At 33.6% G+C, this 18766-nt stretch carries 16 protein-coding genes; 9 read left to right on the plus strand and 7 right to left on the minus strand.

Annotated features, from left to right (window positions below):
- Positions 1–53: 53 nt before the first annotated feature.
- From cbiD to aroA, 3 genes are all read right to left on the minus strand, one after another.
- Positions 54–1163: a cobalt-precorrin-5B (C(1))-methyltransferase CbiD gene (gene cbiD / locus F555_RS0106865; protein ID WP_018154484.1), complete on the minus strand. Its 1110-nt coding sequence runs from the start codon at positions 1161–1163 to the stop codon at positions 54–56.
- Positions 1164–1285: 122 nt separating this feature from the next.
- Positions 1286–2311 carry a M24 family metallopeptidase gene (locus F555_RS0106870; RefSeq protein ID WP_018154485.1) on the minus strand — a complete coding sequence of 342 codons (1026 nt, stop codon included), beginning with the start codon at positions 2309–2311 and terminating at the stop codon, positions 1286–1288.
- A 240-nt stretch (positions 2312–2551) separates the two neighbouring features.
- Positions 2552–3844: a 3-phosphoshikimate 1-carboxyvinyltransferase gene (aroA, locus tag F555_RS0106875; protein ID WP_018154486.1), complete on the minus strand. Its 1293-nt coding sequence runs from the start codon at positions 3842–3844 to the stop codon at positions 2552–2554.
- 169 nt (positions 3845–4013) lie between these two features.
- Between aroA and glnA the strand changes: the two genes are divergently transcribed.
- The 9 genes from glnA to F555_RS0106920 all read left to right on the plus strand — a co-directional run bounded on the left by glnA (position 4014) and on the right by F555_RS0106920 (position 12694).
- Positions 4014–5360, plus strand: coding sequence for a type I glutamate--ammonia ligase (gene glnA, locus F555_RS0106880; protein WP_018154487.1), 1347 nt, complete (start codon positions 4014–4016; stop codon positions 5358–5360).
- Positions 5361–5674: 314 nt separating this feature from the next.
- Complete coding sequence (locus tag F555_RS0106885; protein ID WP_018154488.1) at positions 5675–6052, plus strand: 30S ribosomal protein S6e; 378 nt, start codon at positions 5675–5677, stop codon at positions 6050–6052.
- A gap of 403 nt (positions 6053–6455) precedes the next feature.
- Positions 6456–7688, plus strand: coding sequence for a translation initiation factor IF-2 subunit gamma (locus F555_RS0106890; protein WP_018154489.1), 1233 nt, complete (start codon positions 6456–6458; stop codon positions 7686–7688).
- A 156-nt stretch (positions 7689–7844) separates the two neighbouring features.
- Positions 7845–8915: a DNA double-strand break repair nuclease NurA gene (locus F555_RS0106895; RefSeq protein ID WP_018154490.1), complete on the plus strand. Its 1071-nt coding sequence runs from the start codon at positions 7845–7847 to the stop codon at positions 8913–8915.
- Positions 8916–9061: 146 nt separating this feature from the next.
- Positions 9062–9751, plus strand: a complete 690-nt coding sequence (locus tag F555_RS0106900) for a helix-turn-helix domain-containing protein (RefSeq protein WP_018154491.1) — start codon at positions 9062–9064, stop codon at positions 9749–9751.
- Positions 9752–9838: 87 nt separating this feature from the next.
- A complete protein-coding gene (locus tag F555_RS0106905; RefSeq protein ID WP_018154492.1) occupies positions 9839–10888 on the plus strand; it encodes a hydroxymethylglutaryl-CoA synthase in 1050 nt (349 codons plus the stop codon).
- Positions 10889–10934: 46 nt separating this feature from the next.
- Positions 10935–12113 carry a thiolase domain-containing protein gene (locus tag F555_RS0106910; protein ID WP_018154493.1) on the plus strand — a complete coding sequence of 393 codons (1179 nt, stop codon included), beginning with the start codon at positions 10935–10937 and terminating at the stop codon, positions 12111–12113.
- 15 nt (positions 12114–12128) lie between these two features.
- Positions 12129–12302: a CooT family nickel-binding protein gene (locus F555_RS09335; RefSeq protein WP_018154494.1), complete on the plus strand. Its 174-nt coding sequence runs from the start codon at positions 12129–12131 to the stop codon at positions 12300–12302.
- A complete protein-coding gene (locus tag F555_RS0106920) occupies positions 12302–12694 on the plus strand; it encodes a Zn-ribbon domain-containing OB-fold protein (protein ID WP_018154495.1) in 393 nt (130 codons plus the stop codon). The genes F555_RS09335 and F555_RS0106920 overlap by 1 nt, the downstream gene beginning before the upstream one ends.
- Before the next feature lie 65 nt (positions 12695–12759).
- On the opposite strand, the gene cobQ is transcribed toward F555_RS0106920, so the two are convergent.
- The 4 genes from cobQ to F555_RS0106940 all read right to left on the minus strand — a co-directional run.
- Positions 12760–14259 (minus strand): cobyric acid synthase CobQ, encoded by a 1500-nt coding sequence (gene cobQ, locus F555_RS0106925; RefSeq protein WP_018154496.1) that lies wholly within the window; start codon positions 14257–14259, stop codon positions 12760–12762.
- 127 nt (positions 14260–14386) lie between these two features.
- The gene (locus tag F555_RS0106930; RefSeq protein ID WP_018154497.1) at positions 14387–15337 is read right to left on the minus strand and encodes an S-layer protein; all 951 of its coding nucleotides are present in this window, start codon (positions 15335–15337) and stop codon (positions 14387–14389) included.
- A 34-nt stretch (positions 15338–15371) separates the two neighbouring features.
- Positions 15372–18479 (minus strand): CARDB domain-containing protein, encoded by a 3108-nt coding sequence (locus F555_RS0106935; protein ID WP_018154498.1) that lies wholly within the window; start codon positions 18477–18479, stop codon positions 15372–15374.
- Positions 18476–18766: right-handed parallel beta-helix repeat-containing protein (locus F555_RS0106940; protein WP_026182999.1), on the minus strand; the 291-nt coding region annotated here is incomplete at its 5' end. The genes F555_RS0106935 and F555_RS0106940, both read right to left, overlap by 4 nt.

Below are 18766 nucleotides of genomic sequence, written 5' to 3' on the forward strand. Positions count from 1 at the left end.
TTTTAACTATCATAGTTGGTTATCAAAAATATACAAAAATTATAATATAAAAATTAACATCTACCGAGTATATTTCCTTTCATGTCTATAATTATGCAATTGAATGTTATGCCTTCCCATCTGCTGGAGAGTCTTTCTACGACCCTTTCTGCAATACGATTAAAAACTTTATTTAATATTTTTTTCTCATTCAAGATATATATAATTTCTTCAGTTGTATTTGAATAAAGTATCTTCTCTAAAATCTCCTTTTCATTAATATACATACAAGAATAAGCGGTTAATATTTCATTCCTTGCATCTGAAACTTTTGAATGGGTATCAAATATTCCTTCAGCAAGTTTAACTATTTTTCCAGAGTGACCAAATATGGTTATTTCCTTAACACCTTTTTCAGCGGCTTTATCGAGCATATATCCCCAAAAATTAGATACTTCTACTATTTGGTCGTCATTTGCATTTAAGTGTATTTTTGCATACTTTGTTCCGATATTTCCAGGCGTAAAAATTAAATTTTTATAACCATTTGCAAGAGCTACATCAATTTGCGGAACAAGGGATTCTCTGTAGGCCTCATTGGACATAGGTCTAACTATTCCTGTTGTTCCAAGGATCGATATTCCCCCAACTATGCCGAGTTTTGGATTTAAAGTCTTTTTCGCCAGTTCTTCACCTTTTGGAACAGAAATTTTCACAACAACTTTTTCGTTTTCGTCTAAAAGTCTTGATAAGTTGTTTTTAATCATTTCCCTTGGTTTTGGGTTTATTGCAGGTTCTCCTTTTTTTATTTGTAATCCATCCTTTGTGACTGTCCCTATTCCTTGACCCCCCAATATAATAACCCCATCATTATTATTTCCATTAATTTTTTCATTTTCCATATTTTTTGAGAGCTCTACTTCAACAACAATATCAATACCATTTGTTATGTCAATGTCTTCTCCAGCAAATTTTTTAACTGTAACTATGGATTTATTGTTTGTTTTATCTATTTCGATTTTTTCTATTGGTATTATTAAAGTCTCATTTTTACAGTTGATTATTTCCACATGGTCTAATTTAATTCCTTCTTTTAAACAATAAAGTCCGGCATAGGCTCCGGCTGTAGCACAAGAGCCAGTGGTATATCCAAACTTTTTTTCCCGTCTAAAATCATACTCCATAGTACCACACATAAGAAAAATTAAAAATTAGTACATAAAAGTGCTCTGCAATATATATTGTAAAAATTCCAAGTAAGTATTAAGTTAGTATTAATTGAAATTTAAATTATATATCTATGCATTCATTCGCAGAACGACCATATTTTCGCATTACTGAGTTTTTTGAATCCATTTTTCTTAACCAAATACAAATCTTCAATCCTAACTCCAAAATCCTTTAAATAAATACCTGGCTCTATCGTAACTATCATCCCTTCTTTTAAAACCTTATCCTCCTGAGCTCTTGAAGATACGGATGGGTTTTCATGTACCTCAACGCCAACACCATGCCCTAAAGAATGGATAAAGTATTCTTTGAATTCTCCCATATACTCCCTAGCTATGGAGTCAAGTTTTTTAACTGAAATTCCCTCTTTTAGATTTTTTTCAGCTTCAACTTTTGCACCATGAACTAAATCGTAAACATCTAAATATTCTTTTTTCGGATTTAAAATGATGGTTCTAGTTATATCTGAGCAGTAACCTTCAAAAGTAGCTCCGATATCCATCAAGAGAATATTTTTAACTGTGTCATCTGACGGCATGCTATGGGGGAATGCAGTTTTTTTATGGGATATAACAATGGTATCGAATGAAGGTTTAATACTTCCTTCTTTTTTCATGACATACTCAATCTCTGCGGCAAGCTGGTTTTCAGTGATTGGTTTGTTTGAATTTTCAACGAGATCCATGACATATTCAACTGCTTTATCACTAATTTTTGCAGCCTTTTCGATGAGCTCTATTTCTCTTTTATTTTTTATCTCTCTCATCTCGTTTATTTTATCGGATACTATTTTGTAGTTTTTATCCAGATATTTTAAAAATCTAATAGGAAGAGTTTCTTCGACTCCATCACAGCCATTAAATACCTCTTCCCATTTTTCAAATAATTCAATATCCAAATGTTTAGTTTTATAACTTTCAGCCATTCTATAGTCCAACTTTGGAACTTTTAGAATTGCCCTATTCTCTTTTACATCAAAGATTAAAACTGAAAAATTAGGCGGATACCTCTCTAAAAAATAATTTATATTCTCTCTTTTTAAAATAACTGCCTTTTTTATATTGTTCTCACTTAGATAGTTTAAAAAATTAGTTAGTTTCACTCTACCACCGTCAACATGTATAATAAAGGTATATAGTCATGACTAAGTATCGTTATGAAAATAAAAAAAGTTTATGGATGTTGGGAGCTCGCTAACATGCATGGTCGTTTTCGGAATTTTTGCACTTATTCAACCACAACAAAATTTTAAAAAGAATAATTATACCTTAATTCTTGAAGATTGGTAGTTATAGCGCAAACGACTATACTTTTTTCATTATTAAGTCGTTCTACAAATGTATTAACTTCGTGAAACGATCATACTTCCGATAGATTTCATAGTATCTACAAAGTTAGGGAATGAAATTTTAACAGCATCCTCGCCTTTGATTATTGTTTCACCTTCTGCCATCATTCCGGCAACGGTAAATGCCATTACAAGCCTGTGGTCGTGATAAGTTTCAAGTTCTGCTCCTTTTAACTTACCTACTCCTTCTATTATTAATCCATCTCTTTTTTCTTCTATTTTTGCTCCCATTTTGTTTAATTCAACTGCACAGGCGTGTAATCTGTCGCATTCCTTCAGTCTGACGTGTTCTCCATTATATATTGTGGTTTTTCCCTCTGTAAAACATCCTAAAACTGCTATTGTTGGAACTAAATCCGGTATATTGGTCACATCAACGTCTATTCCCTCTAAGTTATATGGTCCATTAATAACAACCTTATCGTCATTAACCTTGACATCTGCCCCCATTTCCTTAACAATATTTATTATCTCCTTATCCCCTTGTTTAGAGTCTTTAAATAAATTTTTTATAGTTATGTCTGAATTCATTAAAACTCCTGCTGCCACAAGGTAGGAAGCTGAAGAATAGTCTCCTTCAACTGTGTAGTTACAAGGTTTGTATGACTGATTTCCTTTTATGAAAAATCCTTTTTCGTTCTTTTCTTTTAATTCATCTATTTTTATTCCAAATTTGCTTAAAACATCCATTGTGATTTTTAAATACGGCTCTGATTTTAAAGGAGTTGTTAGAACTATTTTTGAATCCTTTTCACTGAATGGTAAGGTCATCATTAAAGATGTTATAAACTGGGAGCTCATGTCACCTCTTATCTTAACAATATCATTTTTTATTTTTCCGCTTTTAACCACTATTGGAGCAGTTCCGTCTAATTTCGAAGAAAAAGCTTCGATGCCCAGCTGTCCTAATGCATCCAAAAGTGGCCCCATAGGTCTCTTTCTTATGGACTCATCGCCAGTTAGTATCGTGTAACCTTTTGGTATTTGAGAAGATATTCCAGTTAGTATTCTTAAAGTGGTACCGCTGTTACCTATATCTATGATATTTTCAGGAGTTTTTAGATTCCCCCCATTTATAACCCATTTTTCTTCTTCGAGTTCAATCTCTGCACCTAACATTTTACATCCATGAACAGATGATAAACAGTCAGCACTGGCTAAAGGACTGCTAATTTCTGAAGTACCTTCAGCTAAAGATGCAGATATCACCGCCCTATGGGTGTATGATTTTGATGGAGGGGCATTTATAGTTCCTTCTATTTTTTCAGTTTTTCTAATTACCAGCATTCGATCACCTAACACTTAAACCTATAATCATATAACATACTAAAACAAAGTATAATATAGGACTTATTTAATTTTAAATAAAAGTTTCGTTTAGCGGTATTCTAACCGTAAAATATATATACTCAGAATCGGAAATCTAATTCCGATTATATTTTTGAGGAGGTATACAATGAGCACTGTGGAGCAAGTATTGGAATATGTAAAATCCAACAACGTAAAATTCATGAGATTCCAGTTTGTAGACATTCTCGGAGTACCAAAAAACGTGGCATTTCCTATAAAAGCTGGGGAAAAAGGTATTGAAGAATTAAGAGACGTTTTAGAAAATGGTTTATACTTCGATGGTTCCTCAATTGAAGGATTCGTAGGCATTAACGAATCAGACATGATGTTAAAACCTGACTTATCAACATTCTCAGTACTCCCTTGGAGACCTTCAGAAAAATCAGTTGCAAGAGTTATCTGTGACGTTTACACAACAAAGGGTAAGCCATTCGAAGGAGACCCAAGAGGATGCTTGAAGAGAGTTATGGAAGAATTCAAAAAAGAATTCAACGGAGAATACTTTGTAGGTCCTGAACCAGAATTCTTCTTATTGAAAAAAGACCCACACAACCCACACAAGTACATACCTGCAGACGATGGTGGATACTTCGATTTAGAACCAATGGACGAAGCTCCAGACATCAGAAGGGATATAGTATTTGCACTTGAAAACTTAGGATTCCATGTAGAAGCTTCCCACCACGAAGTTGCTCCTGGACAACATGAAGTGGACTTTAAATTCGACGATGCTCTTAAAACAGCAGACAGTGTAATAACCTTCAAAACAACAATTAAAACAATTGCTGAACAACACGGCTTAAAAGCTACATTCATGCCAAAACCATTCTTCGGAATGAACGGAAGCGGTATGCACTGCCACCAAAGTATATGGTTAAACGGAGAACCATCATTCTACGATGAAAACGCTCCATACCAATTAAGTGAAACCTGTATGAACTACGTTGCAGGTATCTTAAAGCACGCTAAAGCTATAGTAGCTATTACAAACCCAACCGTAAACTCCTACAAGAGATTGGTTCCTGGATACGAAGCTCCTGTAAACATTGCTTGGGCAAACAGCAACAGAAGTGCTATCATCAGAGTTCCAGCAGCTAGAGGAAAAGGAACAAGAATCGAATTCAGAGCTCCTGACCCATCATGTAACCCATACTTAGCATTCACAGTAATGCTCGCTGCTGGTTTAGATGGTGTAAAGAACAAGTTAGACGCACCAGAACCAGTTGAAAGAAACATCTTCGCAATGAGTGAAGCTGAGAAAAAAGAACTTGGAATTGAATCAGTTCCAGCTAACTTAAAAGCTGCTTTAGATGAATTAGAAAACAACGATGTATTGAAGAATGCATTAGGAAAACACATATTCGAAAGCTTCTTAGAAATCAAAAACGCAGAATGGGACAGCTTCAGAACTTCAGTAACCGACTGGGAAACTACAGCATACTTAAAAATCTAATTTTAGATTTTACTCTTTTTATTTTATTTAAATAAAATTCAAATAATTTATAATTATTCAATCTATATTTTATTTTATGTGCGTTAATTTTATGTGTATCATTGGTTTCTTAAGGCTTTTTTAGAGATTGTATGAAAAAGTATAAAAATGATAATTTATAATAGATCTAAAGACGGGTAACGAAATGGAAACATGAGAATTATAATATTTAATACAGCGCCGAGTTGTCAACGGTTTGTTGCAACAAGTTTTACATTCTACACATGTTCAAAAACTGAATTATATTCAATAGTAGTTAAAAAGGAGGAATAAACATGGCAAAGTTCAAAGTAGTGGTTTCAGATCCAAAAGAAGCAAAATCATACCAATTTGAAATAGACGACAATACCTTAATAGGTAAAAAAATTGGTGATGAAATAAGCGGCTCTATTGTAGGATTGGAAGGATACAAATTGAAAATTACAGGCGGAGCAGACAAATGCGGTTTTGCAATGAGACATGATGTCCATGGAAGTATGAAGTTAAGGGTACTTTTAAGTAAAGGTCCAGGATACAAACAAAAGGACAAAGGTATAAGAAGAAGAAAAAGCGTAAGAGGAAATGTTATATCCGCAGATATCGTTCAAGTAAACACGAAGGTTGTAGAATACGGAGAAAAACCAATCTCAGAATTAATTTCACAATCTGAATAAGTTTGTATTAATCGATTTAATATTATGTTATCTTTTTCTATTTTCTGTAATTTAATACTTGCACTTTTTTCACGATTTTGAAAGTTATTTAATGGAGTAATAAAAATATATAAAGTATTAACTATAAAGGGAATATAATCTTAGATCGTTTTTTATTATAATTACGATTAATATGGTGTGCATAATACTAAACAAATAATATAATGAAATTCCAATGAATAATGATTTTTAAAATTTAAAATGAATAATTATAATTATCTTTGGATTTATAATATGTCAAATACTATGTCAATTAGTTAGTTGGGCAAAAGTTGTCCACTTCCAGGTACCTTTGGTTACAAAGGAAATGAAAATTGCACACCACAATAATTTAGGCATTGTAAAACATATATTGAGGGATATCATGGCATGTGCTAAACAATCAGAAGTAAATATTGGAATGGTAGGACACGTAGATCATGGAAAAACAAGTTTAACAAGGAAATTAACTGGAGTTTGGACAGATACACACAGCGAAGAGTTGAAAAGAGGTATTTCAATTAGATTAGGTTATGCCGACTGCGAGATAAAAAAATGTCCAAAATGTCCAGAACCTGAGTGCTATACTGTACAGGCAAAATGTCCAATTTGCGGTTCAAAAACCGAAGTTTTAAGAAGGGTTTCTTTTGTAGATGCTCCAGGACACGAAACTTTAATGGCCACAATGCTTTCTGGAGCTTCTTTAATGGATGGTGCTATTTTAGTTATTGCAGCTAACGAGGAATGTCCTCAGCCACAGACAAAGGAACATCTAATGGCGTTAGATGCTTTAGGAGTTAAAAACGTAATAATTGTACAGAATAAAATAGATTTAGTGGATGAAGAAAAAGCAATGGAAAACTACAAACAAATTAAGGAATTTGTAAAAGGTACCGTTGCGGAAAATGCACCAATTATTCCTGTTTCAGCCCACCATGGAGCAAACGTGGATGTTCTATTAAAGGCAATTGAAGATATAATAGACACCTCAGAAAAAGACATAGACTTGCCTCCAAGGATGTACATTGCAAGAAGTTTTGATGTAAACAAGCCAGGTTCTGAGATAAAAAGCTTGAAGGGAGGGGTTATTGGAGGAAGTATTATTCAAGGGGTTTTAGAAGTTGGAAAGGAAATTGAAATAAGGCCTGGAATTAAAGTTTCAGAAGGAAATAAGACATATTGGAAACCTATAGTTACAAAAATCGTTTCACTTGGAGTCGGTGGAAAGAAAGTTAAAAAAGCCTGTCCAGGAGGTTTAGTCGGCGTTGGTACTGAATTGGATCCTGCATTAACAAAATCAGATGCATTAAGCGGAAGTGTTGCAGGAGAACCTGGTACATTACCACCAACACTTGATGAAATAACAATAAAAACCAAACTTTTAGATAGAGTTGTTGGTTCAAAGGACGAACTTGCAATAGAACCCCTAAAAACGAATGAAGTTTTAATGTTAAACATCGGGACCGCTACAACAGTTGGGGTTATAACCTCTGCGAGAGACGATATTGCAGAAATCAAGTTAAAACTTCCAGTATGTGCTGATAAGGGAGACAGGGTTGCTTTGAGTAGAAGAGTAGGATCAAGATGGAGATTAATAGGTTACGGAATAATACAGTAAATTTTTATTATTTTTTTAGTTCTTTAATTTGGTTATTCTCTTTTAAATTAAGATTATTATTATCTTCATACCTCAATTTCATAAATTTATATAAAAATCGTTAAATCTTATATTATGGTTGTTCTATATGTTAACACTTTAAACTGGGGTGCCCATATGGATTTTTCATATTTGATGGGGAAAAAGGATACAATATCTAAAAAAATAAGTAACATAAATATGGATTTTGATTATGAAAATTACTGGATACCTTGCAACTTTAATAATCCTTCGAGCTGCGTGTTTGCAGGGGGGGATGGTAGTTTCAATAAAATAGACTATATTGGTTATTGCCTTTATATTGTTGGAACGGTCTCCTATATCCATGAACCTGGAAAGAAAATAAAGGAATCATTATCACACTGGGACGCAGATATTATCCTACCGTACAAATACGTTTCAGATAGATTAAGGCTTTATATGCTAAACATGGAACTAAAAACTGCCCTTTGGAATTTAAAAAATAATGATATTGATTATTATCTCTTTGATGGTTCTTTGTACTCTCTATTGATCCAAACTCATACCTATGGATCTATAACTGAAGGTAAGAAGGTAGAAGATGGTATATTTAAGTACTACAAGGACTACGGCAAGGAAATTAAAAATAAAATCTTAGAAGATTTGGATAACAGTATGATACTCCCTACAATTGATTACGGAGAGACTGACGACCAAAAAATAATTATTCTGGAGCAGTTGGAGTATCTTATATTGTTGATGGAACTTTTAAAGAACTATCGTGAAAAAATTGTAGGAATATCAAAAACTTCAAAGATGAACGCCTATTTTAAAAAAGAAAAATCACTGGTTCCGGATATAGCCATATTTTCAAAGAATTGCAGGGGAATTGGATACACAAAACCTTTGAATTTAGCAGATGACGAAGTAAATAGCAATTCGTATAGTAGTGTTAAATATCTAAACACCTTTGGTCAGACAATTGATAGCTTGTATTATCAATTTGCTAGATTGGAAGATAATAGTGGGGTTATAGGAATTACGTCATTTGATAAACTAAATGAAGAGTTCTTTTCAAGTCTTAGGGAGATATCTATTTCAGGCTATCCTTACATTTTAAAGAAGTCCCATGAAGGCGTTAAGATAAGTGAAGAATCCATTAAAAAGTATGCTAAGTTAGTAGGAATATATGAAAAAACAGACAGAGAAACCAATTTAAATGTTTAATTTTCTTTTATTATAACTTACTTTTTAATTTATTTTCCTTTTTTATCTACTCGACGAAATCTGAGGTTGCCTCGATGTCGACGTATGACGAATGACTATACGATAAAATCGAAACGTTTTTATAATAGGTTATTAGAATAAAAAGTATGGAAAAAATAGCGTTACATATAATCGGAGACATTGTATTATCTGAAGACATTGGAAAAGCCATGAAGAAATGGCGGGAGATGTTTAGCATACCTCAAATAGAAATGGCTAGATACCTGGGAGTATCTCCATCTGTAATAAGTGACTATGAAGTAGGTAGGAGAAAAAATCCCGGGGTAAATCTGGTAAGGAAATATGTAAATGCCTTAATTGAGGTTGACAAAGAAAACGGAGGGCACATGGTAAGAGCTCTGAAGAGGATATTAAATGTGCCATCTTCGATGAAAGCCATCCTCAATATTAGGGAATACGCTAGCCCGATAACTATAGGAGACCTTTTAGATACAATTGATGCGGAAGTAATCTATGGAGAGAACTTAAATAACCAAATATTTGGCCATACTGTTGTTGATAGTATAAAGGCAATTTTAGAAATGGATGGTCAAGATTTCTTAAATTTATACGGTTGGACAACTGAAAGGGCGCTAATTTTTACAGAAGTTTCCTCTGGAAGGAGTCCAATGGTTGCCATAAGGGTAAGTAACATAAAACCAAGAGTTGTTATTTTTCAAGGTGTTTCTGAATTGGATAGGCTGGCCTTAAAACTAGCTGAGATTCAAGCCATACCACTTCTAGTTACAGATTTAGAAGTTGATGAACTTTTAGGAAAACTCAATGAAATTAAATAATAATTAAATAATATATTTTTATACTGTTTATCACAAAGTGATATTAAATTTATTTATAATTTTGTTATTAAATTAGAAGGTGAGTTAATGAAAGATATTGGGATTGTTGGATATGGAAGCTATATTCCAAAATATCGAATAAAAGTTGAAGAAATAGCAAAGGTGTGGGGAAAAGATCCAGAAGCTATTAAAAAAGGGCTGGTAGTTAATGAAAAGAGTGTCCCATCTCCAGATGAAGACACCGCAACAATTGCAGTTGAAGCTGCAAGAAATGCTGTAAAAAGAGCAGGGATTAATGCTGAAAAAATAGGTGCTGTATATGTAGGTAGCGAAAGTCACCCTTATGCAGTTAAACCAACTTCTGCAACAGTTGCTGAAGCTATTGGTGCCACACCTGATCTTACGGCGGCGGATTTAGAATTTGCATGTAAGGCAGGAACTGCAGGTATTCAAATGTGTATGGGCTTAGTTGGTAGTGGACTTATAGAATATGGTATGGCAATAGGTGCAGATACTGCTCAAGGAGCTCCGGGAGATGCCCTTGAATATACAGCTTCAGCTGGTGGTGCAGCGTACATAATCGGAAATAAAAAGGACGAAATGATTGCCGTTTTTAATGGCACCTACTCATATACAACAGATACTCCCGATTTCTGGAGAAGGGAAGGACAATCTTACCCAAAACATGGTGGTAGATTTACAGGAGAGCCAGCCTACTTCAAACACGTTTTAAATGCAGCAAAGGGAATAATGGAAAAAATGGGAACTACAGTAAAAGATTATGACTACTGTGTTTTCCATCAACCTAATGGGAAGTTTTACATAAAAGCTGCTAAATCTCTTGGATTTACAAATGAACAGTACAAATACGGTTTATTAACTCCTTACTTAGGTAATACATACTCAGGAGCTGTTCCACTGGGGTTGTCAAACATATTGGATCATGCAGAGGAAGGAGCAAGAATTCTCGCTGTATCCTATGGTAGTGGTGCAGGAAGTGATGCATTTGACATCACGGTAACTGAAAGGATAAAAGAAGTGGTGGATAAAGCACCTAAAACATTGGATTTGTTAAACAGGAAAAAATACATTGATTATGCAGTTTATGTCAAATACAGGGGGAAAATTAAAATTTAATTAAACTTTAACCTAGCGGATGGCTTAAATAATATATGGTGAAAAAATGAGAGATGTTGCAATTATAGGTTATGGGCAAACTAAATTTGGAGAGCTCTGGGAAGACTCATTTAGAGATTTAATTGTTGAAGCTGGTGTAAAGGCAATAAAGGATGCAAATGTAGATGGAGGCGATATTGACGCCATGTACATAGGTAACATGAGTGGCGGGCTCTTTGTAGGTCAGGAACATATTGCATCATTAATCGCAGATCATGCAGGACTTAATCCAGTTCCATGTACAAGAGTTGAGGCAGCATGTGCTTCAGGTAGTTTGGCTTTAAGAAGTGCTGTTTTATCTGTTGCGAGTGGTCACCATGATGTAGTTTTAGCAGGTGGAGTAGAAAAAATGACCGATGTTGAAGATGCAACTGCAGCGATAGCTTCAGCATCTGATCAGGAATGGGAAGCTTTCTTTGGAGCTACATTTCCATCATTGTATGCCATGATGGCAAGGAGATATATGTACCAATATGGCTTAACTATTGAAGAACTTTCAATGTGGAGTGTTATTGCTCACGAGAACGCTACAAAGAATAAGTATGCCCAATTTGGGTTTAAAACTACACTTGAGCAGGTAATGAATGCATCACCTGTAGCAGATCCACTTACATTGATGCACTGTTCACCTGTTTCTGATGGAGCTTCTGCTCTTATTGTATGTGACGCAGACAAAGCTGAAGAATTTGCCCCTAAGGATGAAATTATATATATAAAAGCTTCAACTCAGGCTTCAGATACAATAGCTTTACACGATAGGGAAGATATGACAACTTTAAACGCTGCAAAAGTAGCGTCTGAAAAGGCTTACAAACTGGCTAAAATAGCTCCTGAAAAAATAGATGTTGCAGAAGTTCACGACTGTTTTGCAATAAATGGTTTAATCTTAGTAGAGGATTTAGGATTCTGTAAAAAGGGAGATGCTGGAAAAGTAATTGATGAAGGAAAAATAAGAATAGATTACGACGACTTTGTAACTGTAAACCCAAGTGGTGGTTTAAAGGCAGCTGGTCACGCACTTGGTGCCACTGGAATTAGGCAAGTTGGGGAATTATACTGGCAGTTAAAGCAAGATAAAGAATGTAAGGATAGACAGGCTACAATTAAAAATGGATACGGTATTGCAGCAAATGTTGGAGGTACTGGGGGAACCGTATGTGTTCATTTACTCTCAGACAAGAGATAAACACAAAGTGATATCATGTGCAATATTAACTTATATTTAAACGATGAACTCGTTATGGAAGACGTCTTGCTAGTTGAAAAAAAAGAGGACAAAATAATAGCGATTGATTTATTTGGAGATACTAAGGAATTCGAAGGGGAGATAAAAAAAATAGATTTAAATAACAATAAAATACTTCTGGTGAAATAATGGTAGTGAGATCCTGGAGGCATATGAAAGAAAGGTATAACTTAATAGGTACACGATGTAAAACCTGTGGTAAGGTTTACTTCCCATCAAGAACCGTATGTCCAGACTGTAGAAGAAAAGGAGAATTGGAAGAATTTCAGTTAAGTGGAAAAGGTAAGATTTACACCTACTCAATAGTTTACGCACCGCCAAAAGAGTTCAATAAATTAACGCCCTATGTAATAGCAATTGTTGAGTTGGAAGAGGGCCCTAAAGTAACAGCTCAAGTGGATTGTGATATTAATAAGATATCTATTGGAATACCCGTGGAAGCAGCATTTAGGAGAATAAAAGAAGATGGTAAGGATGGAATAATAAGCTACGGTTATAAATTCGTACCTATTACCGAATAAAATAAATAAATTCTTTTCTATTTTAAAAAATTACATATAAATAATTTAATTAAATTTTGTCAGTGTTAAATAATATTGCTCAAGTTTACATTTTCACTAACTATTTTTGCCAACTTATCCATGTTCTTTTCAAAGGTGTCCTTGTAGCTGTCATGTTCAAGGAGTTCAAAGTCTTTATTGGAGCCATTGGACTCGTATTTCTTTTTTATCGCAAGGTTTATCAAATAATTCCTAAATCGATAGTTGTCTAGAATTCCATGGAAGTAAGTTCCAATTACGTAAGATTCACCTATTCTCTTCACCGCACCGTCAAAACCGTCCCCATTATTTCCAAATCCTTTAAAAAGTTTTATAAGTGGTTCCTCCTTTGAAGTGGTGATTCCTTCATGTAGTTCATAACCTGAAACTTCAATTTCCATATCATCTATTTTTAAAATTCCCTTTGAGTTCTTAATGGCTTTTTCGTTTCCAAAGTGTGTTTCTAGGTCAAAGATACCAAGACCTTCAATTGTTCCAACATCGCCCTCCGTGTTTTTTTCATCGATTAACTTCTTCCCCATAATCTGATAACCACCGCAGATACCTAAAACTATACCCCCATTCCTTATAAATTCCCAGATTTTTTCATCCATGCCGTATTTTTTAATTAAGGACATCTCAACAGTTGAACATCTAGTTCCTGGAAGTATTAAAATATCTCCAGTAATGTTCTCTTTAAAATCTATAAACTTTACCAATACATCGTTTGAAATAGGGTCAACATCTGTGAAATTGGCAATTTTTGAAAATCTTAGGACGTTAACCTCTATAGGGCTTTCTGAATTGCCGAAAACCTTTCTACCTTGTAGTGCCTGACTATCTTCTTCAGGTAATATTAGACTTTCGTCGTAAGGTATCGTACCTAAAACAGGTATGCCAGTGAGCTCCTCTATTTTTTTAAAACCGCTTTTTAAAACATCAACATTTCCCCTAAATTTATTTATTACAAACCCTTTTATTAGTTTTCTCCAGTTTTCTGGTAGTAATTCAATCGTTCCATAGATTGATGCAAAAACCCCTCCATTATCGATGTCAGAAACTAAAATAGCATCGGCATCTACAATTTCAGCCACCCTTAAGTTTGCTATATCGTCTTCAAGTAAGTTTATTTCACAGCAGCTCCCTGCTCCCTCCATAACCACATAGTCGTAATTGTTATCTAGATATTCGAGACTTTCCGTTATCTTATCTAAAAAATAATCTTTATTTTTTCTATATTCATTATAATCCATATCTTTGTAAGGCTTTCCATGGACCACAACTTGAGACACAAAATTTCCTTTTGGTTTTAAAAGTATCGGATTGAAATGGATGGAAGGTTCGGTTTTTGCAGCTCTTGCTTGAGTGTATTGGGCAACTGCTATTTCACCATCTTCAACACTTACCCTTGAGTTTAAACTCATGTTTTGAGATTTAAAAGGGGCTACTTTATACCCCTTATTTGCCAACAACCTGCATAATGCTGAAACCAGTACAGTCTTCCCACTGTTTGAGGAAGTACCTACAACCATTATAAACTTTGCCATAATTTCACCATATTTGCCAAAAATTAACTACGTTAAAGTTAAATTTATAATAATATAACAACACATTATTTATAAATTACAATAGTACTTTAAAATACATAAAAATACAAAAAGAAAAATAAGATATTTATTCTATTTTAACAGGTTTTCCATCCTTCCATTCTACGATTATAGGTTCGTCTGGAATATCATCTAAAGTTTTGAAGTATTCAACTGCTGCCTTTGTCCCCCATCTGTCAGAACCTGCTAGGAGTACTACAGTATGCCCATTAATAATCTGTTTTTGTATCACTCCTTTGTGAGCTCCTGGATAGTCATTGGTTACTTTTACTTTAAAGGTCCATGCGTATTTTTTAACCAGCGGGTTTGCCACAGGTCCTCCAACTAAGATGCAGTCTTCTTTTATGTCAAGTGATTTATTTACTAATTCTGTTGCGTTTTTGAGTCCTTTTGAGAAATTTCCATCGATATTGTTTCCTGCTATCATTTTTGCGTTAAATACGAATTCTTTTATCTTAATGGATTTTATCTCTTCTGATACCCCCTCGTAGGTTGGGGTCTCTGGAGCAGCACCTCCTCCACCCCCACCACCTGAAAAACCAGTTGGAGGTGTGTTGTCGTTTGTTGGTGCTTGTGGTTCTTCATATTTTAACTTAATAATTCCTGATTTTGATTCTCCGATATTATCAAATAAGAAAAATGCATATCCAAGTGTTTTATTCCATCCTATAAAAGTACAATTTGCGGTTCCTTCAATTTTATTATAATTTGATGCATTAACTCCCGCTATTACAATTGTTCCATTTAATAAATGGGTGTTATACGTCTTTGTTGATGAATCATTAGAAACTTCATATGAAAATAATGGCTCATTATCAAAATATGCTACAATATCACTTTCTTTTGAAGTGTTTAGTTCCAATATTGTTAGGTTTTTATTTTCTTCAAGCGTGTAGTTGAACGATACATTATATTGGATTATATTTATTTCAACATTCCCTTGAGGTATCTCTCTAACCTCCCCTACAACCACTGGAATCAATAATAAAAGCATCATTCCCAATATAATATACTTCATTAATTTCACCTCAAAATTTAAAAAAAGAAAATATTTATTTAATGGTTATTATTGTTTTATCTTCTTTTTCTTCAACATCCATTACCCATCCTGTTGGAAGTGCTACATTCATTTTTCTTATTGGGATTACGGTTGTTGTTGCTTTTGCTGGAGCTATTGTTTCTTCATTATACATTGGGTAGAATACAGCTTCAATATCGTTCGCATTTTCTTCTGTTACATTTAATGGAATTGTTATTGATAAACTGCTTGATGCCTTTACTATTTCAGGATAGATGTATAGTGTTGTTTCATTTGTTGTTGAGTTGAAGCTAATACTATATGATTCATTCATGTATTTTGTCATGTTTGTGTAATTCATTCCTTTTGGTAATTTTACTTTTATAATTCCTACTTCAATAGGCTCAGTAGCTTTGTTAGTTATGGTAAATGTTGCATTAAATTCCCTACCAACAATGGCTTTCGTTGTTGTTATTGTTAGGTTAAAGTCTTCTGCCAATGGGTCGATATAATCCTTACCATCACTCTTTATTGCTATTGAATATGGTGTTGTTTGTGATACTAGAGCTCCACATAATATCTTGGAACTTCCACTAAATTCAAATGCTATTTCATGTTTCCCGCTTGTTAAGAGTGTGTTGTTGTAGTATTTTCCTACGAATTTTGGATTTGTTGCATTTACAGTTATTGTATTTATTTCGTTTCCATCAACTTTTACCGTTATTTGGATATTGTTGGTGTTTGTTGCAGTTCCTGATTCAGTTAATGCCCTTAATGCTAAGCCAGTGGATTTTGTTGAACCCCAACCTGAACCTCCATATCTACTGTATATGTTTATTAGCATGCTGTTTAGTGTTCCATATTCACTGTTGTTTATAATGCCATTTGCTTTTTGACATCCAATTGAAGCTACTGCAATACTTTCTGATGCAACACCATAGACGCTGTAGCTTGAAGTTCCTCTGAATAATGAGATGGCTTCATCATTCTTATGTTCATTTTTCCAGTTACCTATCGCAATGATTGTTTCGTTTAATGCTTCTTTAACTTCTGAATCGTTAATTCCCATATTGTATGCTTCTGATAATGCCCATGCTTTGAATCCTAAGTCGTAGATGTTGTTTTCATAGACAGTTTGACTGATTAAGTATCTTACTGATTTGTTTGTTGCATTGAATATTTCTTGTTTTAGGGTTTCATTGGTTGTTATGTTGTATGTTTGTGCCAAACTTATTGTTATTAATGCATTGCTTGAATATTCATCTCTCATATAGTATGTCCAACCAGTGTTCCAGCTTCCATCATCATTTTGTGAATTTACCAAATATCTGGCTCCATTTTCAATATGGGTCATATTTACATCATAACCATTCATTTTTGCAGTGGTTAATCCATATAACACGTAACCTGTATGGATTGGATTTGGATATGATGCTCCCCAAAGTCCCCATGCGTATTCATAACTTGAGATTACTTCTGGTTTATTGGTTCCGGTTGTTAATCTCTCAATTCCATTATTTACATTAGAACCAAAGTCAATGGTTGTTGAAATGTTGTTTTGATCACAGTATTTTTTAACATAGATGGATGCAACCATTGGTGATGTTGTTTGCTCAATACATCCGTGTGGATATCCTGTAAGATATTCAATTCCTTTTAAAACCCTTCCTTGTTCCCCAATCATTACCACATATTCAACATGCCTATCGATATCGTATTCTGTTGTATTGAATACTCTAAATGTTAAATTCGCTGATGAATTTGTGTAAGTTATGTTTGAATATTTAATTTCAACTGGATGGTCAGTTATTTTTATACCAGTCAGTGTTTCATTTGCCAATAATTTGTTGTTATGGTCAAATATCTCTATTGATATACTTTCATTGTTTGAAATATCCACTGCTTTTATTTTGAAGTATGTCCATCCATGTCTCCAAGTGTATCTTGTTTTTTCAGAATCCCCAATTATTTGGATACCTTTTGTCGTGTTTATTTTAATTGTATAGTAACTTGGAACTGAGACATTGTAGCGAACATCTATCCAGTACTCTCCATCCGCCTTTAATATATTGTTGTATGGTAATCCATAAACTTTTTCAATATCTGCCTTTGCCTCTTTTACTGTAACACTTATAGTTTTTGTGTTATCTGCCATATTTCTGTCTTTTGTCCCTATTGGAGTTATGGTTATTGTAATGTTATGAGCTCCAGATTCGTTAAATGTTATTGGTAGTTCTCGGTATCTATAATCGTGATACCATTCATTAAATGTTATTTTCTCATTGTGTATTATTTTATCGTCTAATTTTACTGTTAAGTTTGCTTCAACAGTTCCATAGCCATCTTTTCTTAAATCAAATCTTAAATCTTTGGTTTCATTTATTTTTACTGCTGTTGGCATGTATGCCCATGTAATTCCAACATCTGGGAATGTTATGGTTTTTATGATAATGTTATTATTTTCATCAACTTCATCAACTTCTTTATTTGTATCAATGATTGCTTTTATTTCAATATTATTTGTTAAATTTGTTGTATAGTTGATTTTAATTTCTTTTGATTCTCCTGCGTTTAATGATAATCTTTCGGTTTTTATTGAGTTATTGTTTACATAAATCGTTGTATTAAACTCGTTACTAGTCGAGTTTCCATCATTTATTACTATTAATGTTATTTCAAAGGTCGTTATATTTTCTGTTTCGTTTATAATTCTATAAGTTAGGTTTCCTAACAAGTCGATGTGTTGATTTGTTGTATTTGTAGTTTCGACAATATTTCCGATCGTATAATTCTCTACCGGCATAATTAACGGATAGTTGTCTATTGGATACTCAACTATTGAGTTTGAAGCATTCGATAATATATGTTTTGTATACCCATATGCATTAAATTTATTTTCAATATATGGCGGTATTGTGTCTTTGGTTATATGATTATTTATTAAATAATAATAGTTGTTTGAAATGTTGTAAGGTGCGTCCCCAATTCCATCTCCATCATTATCTGTTCCATTGTAATCTGAATAGTAGTTTCCTAAGTAGTTTGTGAAATATTTTCCAGCATAGGTGTAATTAACCATATCCAGTGAGTAAAATCTATTTATTGAATAATAGTTTGCATATATATTCGCTGAATTGTTCAAGAAGTTATTGAAATAATTGTGTTATTATTTGAATCCCATCCAATGTACAAACCATGCCAATTATTCGTTATATTGCTATTTGTTAATATATTATTGTTTGAGTTCCAGTCAAGGAGTATCCCACAGTAATCGTTTGAGCTTACAGTTATGTTTGTTAATATATTATTGTTTGAACCCCAGAGGGATATTCCACAATCATTTGAGCTTACAGTTATATTTTCTATTTTTGAATCATTTGTTCTTAAAAGCTTTAATCCAAATCCATTATGCGCTAAATGCAGATCCTT

It is taken from the genome of Methanothermococcus thermolithotrophicus DSM 2095 (assembly GCF_000376965.1).
Taxonomy (GTDB): domain Archaea; phylum AGJL01; class Methanococci; order Methanococcales; family Methanococcaceae; genus Methanothermococcus; species Methanothermococcus thermolithotrophicus.

Coding starts and splice junctions, on each gene's coding strand:
- F555_RS0106885 (WP_018154488.1), top strand. CDS start 5,675: ATGGCAAAGTTCAAAGTAGTGGTTTCAGATCCAAAAGAAGCAAAATCA.
- cbiD (WP_018154484.1), bottom strand. CDS start 1,163: ATGGAGTATGATTTTAGACGGGAAAAAAAGTTTGGATATACCACTGGC.
- F555_RS0106920 (WP_018154495.1), top strand. CDS start 12,302: ATGGTAGTGAGATCCTGGAGGCATATGAAAGAAAGGTATAACTTAATA.
- F555_RS0106910 (WP_018154493.1), top strand. CDS start 10,935: ATGAGAGATGTTGCAATTATAGGTTATGGGCAAACTAAATTTGGAGAG.
- F555_RS0106905 (WP_018154492.1), top strand. CDS start 9,839: ATGAAAGATATTGGGATTGTTGGATATGGAAGCTATATTCCAAAATAT.
- F555_RS0106890 (WP_018154489.1), top strand. CDS start 6,456: ATGGCATGTGCTAAACAATCAGAAGTAAATATTGGAATGGTAGGACAC.
- F555_RS09335 (WP_018154494.1), top strand. CDS start 12,129: ATGTGCAATATTAACTTATATTTAAACGATGAACTCGTTATGGAAGAC.
- F555_RS0106900 (WP_018154491.1), top strand. CDS start 9,062: ATGGAAAAAATAGCGTTACATATAATCGGAGACATTGTATTATCTGAA.
- aroA (WP_018154486.1), bottom strand. CDS start 3,844: ATGCTGGTAATTAGAAAAACTGAAAAAATAGAAGGAACTATAAATGCC.
- F555_RS0106930 (WP_018154497.1), bottom strand. CDS start 15,337: ATGAAGTATATTATATTGGGAATGATGCTTTTATTATTGATTCCAGTG.
- cobQ (WP_018154496.1), bottom strand. CDS start 14,259: ATGGCAAAGTTTATAATGGTTGTAGGTACTTCCTCAAACAGTGGGAAG.
- glnA (WP_018154487.1), top strand. CDS start 4,014: ATGAGCACTGTGGAGCAAGTATTGGAATATGTAAAATCCAACAACGTA.
- F555_RS0106895 (WP_018154490.1), top strand. CDS start 7,845: ATGGATTTTTCATATTTGATGGGGAAAAAGGATACAATATCTAAAAAA.